This window comes from Micromonospora sp. NPDC007271, assembly GCF_040634005.1.
Lineage (GTDB): Bacteria > Actinomycetota > Actinomycetes > Mycobacteriales > Micromonosporaceae > Micromonospora.
The window spans coordinates 1-9,013 of the sequence record NZ_JBEYER010000168.1 but is presented as its reverse complement, the minus strand read 5'-3'; the positions used below and the strand labels follow the sequence as shown (position 1 = coordinate 9,013).

Below are 9,013 nucleotides of genomic sequence, written 5' to 3'. Positions count from 1 at the left end.
CCGGCGCAGGGATCAAGCCTGACCGCCCGGAGCCGGGCACGGCGGGCCACACCCAGAACCGCAACCACCCACGCACCGCCACGCACACCCCAAACCGCAACCACCGAGGCACCCCAGGGCACAGCCGGAACCGCAACCAAAGACCACCGCAGGCCACAACCCGAACCGGAACGACCGCAATCAAAGGACAGGAGTTACCCTGACAGCATGCCGGCCATCACCAGCGCGTACCTCGCCCGCCCCGGGCGTCCCGCCGTGGTGGCCCGCACCCTCGCCGAGCTGACCGGCCCCACCCGGGGCCTCGTCGAGCTGCCCGTACGCCTGATGTGGAGCAGCGAACGCGCCTTCGACCTCGGCGACCCGGACGACCTGCTGTGGATGTACGAGAACGTGCTGCGGGAGACCACCCGGATCGACGACCTGCGCGACCTGATCGACGGGCGTACCCTCCGCCGGGTGTGGCGGCGGCTGAACCTGCCGCGCGGCGTACGCCTGGCGTGGGAGAGCCGGCACCGGGACCTGCGTACCGCGTGAGCCACCTGCACGACTTCTATCGGGACGTCGCCCGGGTGGCCCTCGCTGCCGCCGGCCCGCACCGGTTCGTGCTCGGCGGCGGGGTGGCCTGGGCCGCACACGGCCTGGTCACCCGCCCCACCGAGGACGTCGACCTCTTCGCCGACGTGGAGGGGGCGGCCGCCGCGGCGGCGGACGGGGTGCGGGCCGCGCTGGAGCGGGCCGGCTACCAGGTGGTCGACGCGGACCCGGACAGCGAGCTGGCGGAGCTGTTCGACGGCTTCGACCGGGACATGCGGGACTTCGTGGTGAGCCGGGACGGGCGGCAGATCCGGCTCAGCCTGGCCCGGCTCGACCGCTACCGCAGCCCGGTGGTGATGGATCTGGGGCCGGTGATGGACGTCCGCGACCTGATCGCCAACAAGACCGCCGCGCTGGTCAACCGCCGGGAGGTACGCGACTACATCGACGTCGCCGCCGCGCTGGACCGGTACGAGGTGGCGGAGCTGCTGGAGCTGGCCCGCCAGGTGGACCCGGCGCTCGACGTCGCGGACGTCCGGGCGGCGGGCCGCTACCTGGATCAGGTGCCGGACCGTCGCTTCACCCGTTACGGGCTGGACGCGGGCCAGGTCGCCGAGGTCCGCCGCAGGATGGCCACCTGGCCCCGTTGACGGGCACCGGGCGGCCACCCGGGACGCCCGTCAGCGGGTGAGCTTGCCGCCGGTGACGCCGAGGATCTCCCCGGTCACGTAGCTGGACTCCTGCGAGGCGAAGAAGACGTACGCGGGGGCGAGCTCGGCGGGCTGGCCGGGGCGGCCCAGCGGCACATCGGTGCCGAACTGTTTCACCTTCTCCGGGGGCATGGTGGCCGGGATCAGCGGCGTCCAGATCGGGCCGGGCGCGACGGCGTTGACCCGGATTCCCTGGTCGGCCAGGTCCAGCGCGAGCGCCTTGGTGAAGTTGGCGATCGCCGCCTTGGTGGTGGCGTAGTCGAGCAGTTGCGGCGACGGGTTGAAGGCCTGGATCGAGGAGGTGTTGATGATCACGGACCCCTCGCGCAGGTGCGGCACGGCCAGCTTGCAGAGCCAGAACATGGCGTACACGTTGGTCTTGAACACCCGGTCGAACTGTTCGCTGGTGATCCCGGCGAGGCCCTTGTCCTGGGCCATCTGGTAGGCCGCGTTGTTCACCAGGATGTCGATGCCGCCGAGGTCGGCCAGCGCCCGGTCGATCAACTGCTGGCAGTGGCTCTCGTCGGTGAGGTCGGTACGCACCGCGACGCCCTTGCGGCCGGCCTGCTCGATCAGCCGGACGGTGTCCCGGGCGTCGGCCTCCTCCTGCTCGCCGAGGTAGGAGATGAGCACGTCGGCCCCCTCCCTCGCGTATGCGATGGCGACTGCGCGGCCGATGCCGGAGTCGCCTCCGGTGATGACGGCCCGCTTGCCGGCGAGCCGGTCGCTACCGCGGTAGGACTCCTCGCCGTGGTCCGGCTTTGGTCCCATCCGCTGCTCGGAACCCGGGGCGGGCTGCTGCTGCGCGGGCTGCCCCTGCTGCTGGCCGTACTGGCGGGTGGGGTCCTGCTGGGTGTACTGGTCCTCGCTCACCGGCTTCTCCTCGTGCCGCTTTGTGCCGTCGCGTTTCCCAGTCGGCCCTACCCCCGTGGTCACGTCGGAAACGACGTACGGATGGACCGGGTGTTACAGCCAGACGACGTGGTGTGCCGGTGCGGTGAAACACGCCGGGGTGATGTGGCGCCCGCGACAGCCGGTGGTTATGGTGCGCAACGGCGCCGACGAGGCGCGTCACCCCCATGGAAAGGCACCTCATGACCTCCTCCTCCGGCGCCTCGCGCCGTCAGGTGCTGGCTGTCGCGGCCGCCGCCGCGACCGCTCCCCTGCTCGCCGGCGCCCCCGCCCGTGCGGCTGAGTCGAAGGGCAACGCCTCGACGACCTGGGACCTGACCGTCCTCGGCACCTCCGACACCCACGGCAACGTCTACAACTGGGACTACTACCAGGACGCCGAGTACGACGACAGCAAGCACAACGACGTCGGCGTCGCGAAGCTGGCCACCCTGGTCAACCAGATCCGCGCCGAGCGCAAGGGCAAGGCGACCCTGGTGCTCGACGCCGGCGACACCATCCAGGGCACCCCGCTGGCCACCTACTACGCCAAGCAGGAGCCGATCACCGCCACCGGTGAGACGCACCCGATGGCCAACGCGATGAACGTGCTCAGGTACGACGCCGTCACCCTGGGCAACCACGAGTTCAACTACGGCCTGCCGCTGCTGGCCCAGTGGATCGACCAGCTGGGCTTCCCTGCCCTCGCCGCCAACGCGATCAACGAGAAGACCGGTAAGCCGGCCTTCCTGCCGTACGTGATCAAGTCGGTCGACGTCGGCGGGCACGGCGCGCCGAAGCTGAACGTCGGCATCCTCGGCCTGACCAACCCTGGCGTGGCCATCTGGGACAAGGACAACGTCGCGGGCAAGCTGGTCTTCGCCGACATGATCGCCACCGCCGCGAAGTGGGTGCCGATCATGCGGGAGCGCGGCGCCGACGTGGTCATCATCTCCGCCCACGGCGGCGACAGCGGCACCTCCAGCTACGGCTCGGAGCTGCCGAACGAGAACCCGGTCGCGCTGATCGCCCAGCAGGTGCCGGGCATCGACGCGATCCTCTTCGGCCACGCGCACAACGAGGTGCCGGAGAAGTTCGTCACGAACACCGCGACCGGCGAGCAGGTGCTCACCTCGGAGCCGTCGAAGTGGGGCCAGCGGCTGACCCGGATGGACTTCACCCTGGCCCGCGAGAAGGGCCGCTGGAAGGTGGTCGCCAAGCGCGCCACCCTGCTGAACACCAACACCGTGGTCGAGGACCCGGCGGTGCTCGCGGCCGTGCGCGGCCAGCACACCAAGACGGTCAACTACGTCAACCAGGTCGTCGCGCGGTCCAGCGTGGAGCTCTCGGCCGCCGAGTCGCGGTACAAGGACACCCCGATTCTGGACTTCATCAACCACGTCCAGACCGAGGTGGTCACCGCGGCCCTGGCCGGCACGGCGTACGCGGGCCTGCCGGTGCTGTCCATCGCGGCGCCGTTCAGCCGTTCCGCGGTGTTCCCCGCCGGGGACGTGCGGATCCGGGACGTCGCGGGCCTCTACGTGTACGACAACACCCTCGAGGCGGTCGTGCTGACCGGCGCCGAGGTGAAGGCGTACCTGGAGTACTCGGCGAAGTACTTCGTGACGCTGCCGGTGGGTGCCGCCGTCGACCCCGCGACCATCAGCGACCCGGGCGTGCCGGACTACAACTACGACACGCTCTCGGGTGTCGACTACGACATCGACATCTCCAAGCCGGTCGGTCAGCGGATCACCCGTCTGGTGCTGCCGGGCACCGACACCCCGGTCGCCGCGGACGCCCAGTTCGTGGTCGCGGTGAACAACTACCGGCGCAGCGGTGGCGGCAACTTCCCCGGCATCGTGAAGACCCAGGTCTACAACGCGCAGCAGGAGATCCGCCAGCTGCTCATCGACTGGGCACAGGCCAAGGGCGTCATCGACCCGGCCGACTTCTCCGTGCCGAACTGGAAGCTGGTCCGCGCGGGCGTGCCGGTCTTCTGATCCGTACCGGTCCGATGGGTCGTGGGTGAGCCACCCGCGGCCCATCGGCCGTTTCCGGGCTCAGCCCGCCACGTTCCGCAGGTGCCACTCGTCGGGGCCGCCGGCCGGCTCCGGGCGGTCCCGGCGGGCGTCCGTCTCCGTCAACTCCACGCGCTCGTCCGGACGCACCGTCGGCGGCATCTCGCCGAAGCGTACGTGCCGGAGGAACGCGTACTCCTCGTCCGTGAACGACTCGGTCCGCTCGCTCATGACCGCATTGTGCGCCCCGAGGTCCACCCACCGCATCAAGCGGGACGGCATGGGTAAGCCGCCGCGATCGGCCGTCGACGATGAGGTGGAGGGCGACGATGCGCGCGGTACGGATGACCGCTCCCGGTGTGCTGGAGCCGGTGGAGGTGGCCGTCCCGACGGCCGGACCGGGTGAGGTGCTGCTGCGCGTCGGCGCGGTCGGCGCCTGCCACTCCGACCTGCACATCCTCGACGCGCCGAGGGGGACGTTCCCCGTCCCGATGACCCTCGGCCACGAGATCGCCGGCACGGTGGACCAGGTCGGCCCGGGGGTCGCCGGCTGGTCCACCGGGGACCGGACGGCGGTCTACGGGATCATCGGCTGCGGCCACTGCCGCGCCTGCCTGCGCGGGCTGGAGAACCAGTGAACGGTGCCGGTGGGTGGCATCGGGCTGAGCCGCGACGGCGGCCTGGCCGACTACGTGGTGGTGCCCGCGTCCCGGCTGCTGCACGTCGGGGACCTGGACCTGACCCAGGCGGCACCGCTGACCGACGCGGGACTCACCCCGTACCACGCGATCGAGGTGGCCCGCCCGAAGCTGCGCCCGGGTACCACCTGCGTGGTGATCGGCATCGGCGGTCTGGGCCACATGGCGGTGCAGATCCTAGTGGCCACCACGGCGGTCCGGATCATCGCGGTGGACACCAACGTGGCGGCGCTGGACCTGGCCAGCCGGCTGGGCGCGCACGAGGTGGTGCAGGCCGGCCCGGACAGCGTGGACAGGATCCGGGCGTTGGTGGGCCCGCCGCCGGACGGGGCGGACGTGGTGCTCGACTTCGTGGGGGCCGACCCGACCCTGACGACCGCCCGCCAGGTGGTCGCCACCGGCGGTCAGCTGATGCTGGTCGGCCTCGCCGGGGGGACGCTTCCGGTCCGGCCGGTCGCCGACGAGCCGCCGACCGTGCCGTTCGAGACGAGCGTCATGATGCCGTTCTGGGGCACCCGGGCCGAGCTGCAGGAGGTGATCGCCCTGGGCCGGCTGGGGCAACTGCACGCCGATGTGCAGACCTTCCCCCTCGAACGGGCGCCGGAGGCGTACGAGGCCCTGCGCCGGGGCGAGATCCACGGCCGGGCGGTCATCCTGCCCTGACCGTCGGCGGCCGGCGGGCCGGGAGCCGGTCCAGCAGGGCCAGGCCGGCCCGTACCGGGCGTCGGGCCAGGACCCGGTCGAAGCTCACCCGGCCCTGGCAGAACCGGACGAACATCCGCCAGCCGGGTGGGGTGGCCAGCAGCGCGTGGAACACGTCGGGCCGCCGTTCGAAGATCTCCAGAAGCCGGTGCCCGGCCCGCATCTCGGGCACCAGCTGCCGGTGCACGTCACGCTCGTAGGCGTCCGGGTCGCCGCCGGCCACCGCCTCGCCGGCCAGCCGCCCCGACCGCAGGGCGAAGCTGATCCCCTCCCGGCTCCACGGTTCCAGCAGACCGGCCGCGTCGCCGGCGACCAGGACGCGGCCGCGCCGCAGCGGCGAGTCCTCGGTGCGGCAGCGGGTCAGGTGGCCGGAGTCGTGCTCCGGGGTCAGCCCGGACAGGCCCAGCCGCGCCAGGAAGTCGCGCAGGTAGGCGCGGGTCCGCTCACCCTCACCCCGGGCGGAGATGACGCCGACGGTCAGCCGGTCGCCCTTGGGGAAGACCCAGGCGTACGACCCGGGGACCGGCCCCCAGTCGATCAGCACCCGGCCCCGCCAGCGCTCCTGCTCGGCGGGTGGCACGGGCAGTTCCACCTCCAGCCCCAGGTCGACCTGGCGGTGGACGACCCCGACGTGCCGGGCGGTGACACCGGAGGAGCCGTCGGCGCCGATGACCGCGCGGGCGCGTACGGTGTCGCCGTCGGCCAGCCGCAGGCGTACCTCGTCGGGGTCCTGCTCGACGGCGCGGACCGCGACGCCCTCGCGGACCTCGGCCCCGGCGGCTGTCGCGGCGGCCCGGAGCCGATGGTCGAACTCCTCGCGGCGGATCATGCTCACCAGCGGGCTGGTGTGCCGGCGGGTGAAGGCGCGTCGCCCGTCCTGCGTGAACGTGACCCGGTCGGCCCGGTCGTGGACCGGCACCTCGATCCGGCCGGCGACCTCGGCCAACGACGTGCCGATCAGCCCGCCGCCGCAGGTCTTGTAGCGGGGGTGGGTGGCGCGTTCGAGCACCACGGTGCGGAGACCGGCCCGAGCCGCGACGTGGGCGGCGGAGAGCCCGGCGGGGCCGGCACCGACGACGACGAGATCCGAAATGATCACTGGTGCAGCCTAGGGCACGACCTCTGGCAAGGCTTCGTCACGCGCCCGGAGCGCCCCTCATTCGGGTGGGCATCATCGGCGGCCCGCCGGGTAACCGCCGGGCGCAGACCGCCCGCCCCGTCGGGCGGGTCACGCCGAGGAGGGAACGATGCAGCAGGTACAGCTGTCCGACATCGAGCAACGGGTGTACGAGGCGGTGACCGAGCTGGAGGTGCGGGGGCACGTGCCCTATCCCGATCTGATCGCCGAGGAGGCCGGGATGACCGAGGAGGAGCTGCGCGAGCCGTTGCACCTGCTGACCGAGCGGGGCCTGCTGCACCGGGAGGACTCCCCGATGGCGGGTCTGGACTTCGGCCCACGGTGGTGTGCGCGCCAGATGGCCTGACTGCGCCGTTTGCCCTGACAGGGGCCGGGTAGCGAGCGGGGATGCGGGAGCGACGGCCTTCGGGGGGTGCGATGAGCACGGACCGGTCGGTGCCGGCCGCCACCGCCGGGTACGACGACCGGCGCCGCTGGCGGGCCCTCGGCGTCGGCCTGGTCGCCGCGTTCATGACGCTGCTGGACGTCAGCATCGTCAACGTGGCCGTGCCGTCGATCGACCGGGCCCTGCACGCGACGCCGAGCGATCTGCAGTGGGTGCTCTCCGGGTACGCGCTCACCTTCGGCCTGATCCTGGTGCCGGCCGGGCGCTTCGGTGACGCGCGCGGCCGGCGTACCGGGTTCGTGGCCGGGCTGGTCCTGTTCACCGTCACCAGTGCGGTGGCCGGGCTGGCCGCCTCGCCGCTGTGGCTGATCATCGCCAGACTCGTGCAGGGCGCCGCCGCCGGAGTGATCAATCCGCAGGTGAGCGGCATGATCCAGCAGCTGTTCCGGGGGGCCGAGCGGGGCCGGGCGTTCGGGCTGCTCGGCGCCACCATCGGCATCTCCACCGCGGTCGGCCCGCTGCTTGGCGGGCTGCTCATCCAGCTCGGCGGCGAGCAGCACGGCTGGCGGTTCGTGTTCTTCGTGAACGTGCCGGTCGGCATCATCGCGGTGCTGCTGGGCTGGCGGCTGATGCCGGCGCGCCCCACCGGGGCGGCCGACCGGCACCGGCTCGACCCGATCGGTGTGCTGCTGCTCGGCGTCGGGGTGACCCTGGTGCTGCTCCCGCTGGTGCAGCGGCAGCAGTGGCAGGGCGCGGCGAAATGGCTGCTCATACCGGCCGGGCTGGTCTTCCTGGTCGCGTTCGGCCTGTGGGAGCGGCGGTACGCCCGCCGCCGGCAACCCCTGTTCGACCTGCGGTTGTTCGGGCTGCGCTCGTACACCCTGGGGACGCTGATCGGTCTGCTCTACTTCGCCGGGTTCACCGCGATCTTCTTCATCTTCACCCTGTACCTGCAGATCGGGCTCGGCTACACGGCCCTCGCCGCCGGTCTGGCCATCACCCCGTTCGCGCTCGGCTCGGCGGCGGCGTCGGCGGTGGGCGGCCGGGTGGTCACCCGGTACGGCCGGCCGCTGGTCGCCGCCGGCCTGCTGGTGGTGGTGATCGGCCTCAGCGCGGTCGTCTGGGTGCTGCGCGGCTCACCGCACCTCTCGGTGCCGCTGCTGACCGCGGCGCCGTTCCTGGTGGCCGGGCTCGGCAGTGGCCTGGTCATCGCGCCGAACCAGACGCTGGCCCTGTCGGAGGTCCCGGTGCCCCAGGCCGGCAGCGGGGCCGGCATGCTGCAGACCGGCCAGCGGATCGGGTCGGCCGCCGGGATCGCCGGGGTCGGCGCCTTGTTCTTCTCGACGCTGGGCGACACTCGGGGCGACTGGGCCACCGCCTTCCGGCATTCCCTGCTGCTGGCCGCGGCGATCATCGCGCTGGCGCTCATCGCCGCGCTGGTCGACATCGTGCTGGGTCACCGGCGGTCCGGTTCCGCTGGGCCGGCCCGATCCGGCGCGGCCGCCTGACCGTCCGCGGCCGGCAGCAGGACGGTGGTGAGCAGCCGTCGGGTCCGGTCGGGGCGGGGGCCCAGCGCCGCGAACTCGGCGAACAACTCGCGCAGCCGGGCGACGAAGCCGACCAACTCCTCGTCGGTGGCGTAGATGCCGACCTGCAGGTGATCGCCGAGAGCGCGGGCGGGCCCGTCGAGACCTGCCTGCTGCCCCACGTCATCCACGTGCTGCGGCAGCAGCCCGGCCCGGCGTCGCTACGGGCGTACCGGCGGGAGGTCCGGGAGCCGGTCGACCGGTCGGTGACGGAGGTTGTCGTCCGCTGGATCACCACCCGCGTCGCCGAACTTTCCTGAGGTCGTGCACAGACGCCGCTGGCCGGCACCCCGTGTTCAGGGGCGCCGGCCAGCGTGTTCGTGTTCTGCTGGTGGTCAGCTGTTCCAG

Annotated in this window: 12 protein-coding genes; 8 read left to right on the top strand and 4 right to left on the bottom strand. The window is 72.4% G+C overall.

What is annotated here, in order from left to right:
* The first annotated feature begins 207 nt into the window (after window positions 1-207).
* Together ABZ570_RS32840 and ABZ570_RS32835 are read left to right on the top strand one after the other, a co-directional pair.
* Window positions 208-534: a hypothetical protein gene (locus ABZ570_RS32840; RefSeq protein ID WP_358071890.1), complete on the top strand. Its 327-nt coding sequence runs from the start codon at window positions 208-210 to the stop codon at window positions 532-534.
* Window positions 531-1,184: a nucleotidyl transferase AbiEii/AbiGii toxin family protein gene (locus ABZ570_RS32835; protein ID WP_358071888.1), complete on the top strand. Its 654-nt coding sequence runs from the start codon at window positions 531-533 to the stop codon at window positions 1,182-1,184. Before ABZ570_RS32840 ends, ABZ570_RS32835 begins: the two co-directional genes overlap by 4 nt.
* Before the next feature lie 30 nt (window positions 1,185-1,214).
* On the opposite strand, the gene ABZ570_RS32830 is transcribed toward ABZ570_RS32835, so the two are convergent.
* The gene (locus ABZ570_RS32830) at window positions 1,215-2,117 is read right to left on the bottom strand and encodes an SDR family oxidoreductase (RefSeq protein ID WP_358071886.1); all 903 of its coding nucleotides are present in this window, start codon (window positions 2,115-2,117) and stop codon (window positions 1,215-1,217) included.
* A gap of 221 nt (window positions 2,118-2,338) precedes the next feature.
* Between ABZ570_RS32830 and ABZ570_RS32825 the strand changes: the two genes are divergently transcribed.
* Window positions 2,339-4,138, top strand: a complete 1,800-nt coding sequence (locus ABZ570_RS32825; RefSeq protein WP_358071884.1) for a 5'-nucleotidase C-terminal domain-containing protein — start codon at window positions 2,339-2,341, stop codon at window positions 4,136-4,138.
* Window positions 4,139-4,198: 60 nt separating this feature from the next.
* Here ABZ570_RS32825 and ABZ570_RS32820 read toward each other — a convergent pair whose 3' ends face one another.
* Entirely contained in the window at window positions 4,199-4,387 is a 189-nt protein-coding gene (locus ABZ570_RS32820) for a hypothetical protein (RefSeq protein ID WP_358071882.1), read from the bottom strand.
* Between the two features lie 98 nt (window positions 4,388-4,485).
* Here ABZ570_RS32820 and ABZ570_RS32815 point away from each other — a divergent pair, with 98 nt between their 5' ends.
* Entirely contained in the window at window positions 4,486-4,794 is a 309-nt protein-coding gene (locus ABZ570_RS32815; protein ID WP_358071880.1) for an alcohol dehydrogenase catalytic domain-containing protein, read from the top strand.
* 3 nt (window positions 4,795-4,797) lie between these two features.
* Window positions 4,798-5,517, top strand: coding sequence for a zinc-binding dehydrogenase (locus ABZ570_RS32810; RefSeq protein ID WP_358071878.1), 720 nt, complete (start codon window positions 4,798-4,800; stop codon window positions 5,515-5,517).
* Here ABZ570_RS32810 and ABZ570_RS32805 read toward each other — a convergent pair.
* Window positions 5,504-6,655 (bottom strand): geranylgeranyl reductase family protein, encoded by a 1,152-nt coding sequence (locus ABZ570_RS32805; RefSeq protein ID WP_358071877.1) that lies wholly within the window; start codon window positions 6,653-6,655, stop codon window positions 5,504-5,506. The genes ABZ570_RS32810 and ABZ570_RS32805 overlap by 14 nt on opposite strands.
* A 148-nt stretch (window positions 6,656-6,803) precedes the next feature.
* On the opposite strand from ABZ570_RS32805, the gene ABZ570_RS32800 reads away from it, so the two are divergent.
* Together ABZ570_RS32800 and ABZ570_RS32795 are read left to right on the top strand one after the other, a co-directional pair.
* Window positions 6,804-7,040: a hypothetical protein gene (locus tag ABZ570_RS32800; RefSeq protein ID WP_358071875.1), complete on the top strand. Its 237-nt coding sequence runs from the start codon at window positions 6,804-6,806 to the stop codon at window positions 7,038-7,040.
* A 71-nt stretch (window positions 7,041-7,111) separates the two neighbouring features.
* Window positions 7,112-8,587, top strand: a complete 1,476-nt coding sequence (locus ABZ570_RS32795) for an MFS transporter (protein WP_358071873.1) — start codon at window positions 7,112-7,114, stop codon at window positions 8,585-8,587.
* On the opposite strand, the gene ABZ570_RS32790 is transcribed toward ABZ570_RS32795, so the two are convergent.
* The gene (locus tag ABZ570_RS32790; protein ID WP_358071871.1) at window positions 8,536-8,787 is read right to left on the bottom strand and encodes a hypothetical protein; all 252 of its coding nucleotides are present in this window, start codon (window positions 8,785-8,787) and stop codon (window positions 8,536-8,538) included. The genes ABZ570_RS32795 and ABZ570_RS32790 overlap by 52 nt on opposite strands.
* A gap of 9 nt (window positions 8,788-8,796) precedes the next feature.
* On the opposite strand from ABZ570_RS32790, the gene ABZ570_RS32785 reads away from it, so the two are divergent.
* Window positions 8,797-8,925 carry a hypothetical protein gene (locus ABZ570_RS32785; RefSeq protein WP_358071869.1) on the top strand — a complete coding sequence of 43 codons (129 nt, stop codon included), beginning with the start codon at window positions 8,797-8,799 and terminating at the stop codon, window positions 8,923-8,925.
* The last annotated feature ends 88 nt before the right edge of the window (window positions 8,926-9,013 follow it).

Excerpts from the sequence above, each read along its gene's own strand:
- ABZ570_RS32825 (WP_358071884.1), top strand. The coding sequence starts at position 2,339 with ATGACCTCCTCCTCCGGCGCCTCGCGCCGTCAGGTGCTGGCTGTCGCG.
- ABZ570_RS32815 (WP_358071880.1), top strand. The coding sequence starts at position 4,486 with ATGCGCGCGGTACGGATGACCGCTCCCGGTGTGCTGGAGCCGGTGGAG.
- ABZ570_RS32795 (WP_358071873.1), top strand. The coding sequence starts at position 7,112 with ATGAGCACGGACCGGTCGGTGCCGGCCGCCACCGCCGGGTACGACGAC.
- ABZ570_RS32840 (WP_358071890.1), top strand. The coding sequence starts at position 208 with ATGCCGGCCATCACCAGCGCGTACCTCGCCCGCCCCGGGCGTCCCGCC.
- ABZ570_RS32820 (WP_358071882.1), bottom strand. The coding sequence starts at position 4,387 with ATGAGCGAGCGGACCGAGTCGTTCACGGACGAGGAGTACGCGTTCCTC.
- ABZ570_RS32800 (WP_358071875.1), top strand. The coding sequence starts at position 6,804 with ATGCAGCAGGTACAGCTGTCCGACATCGAGCAACGGGTGTACGAGGCG.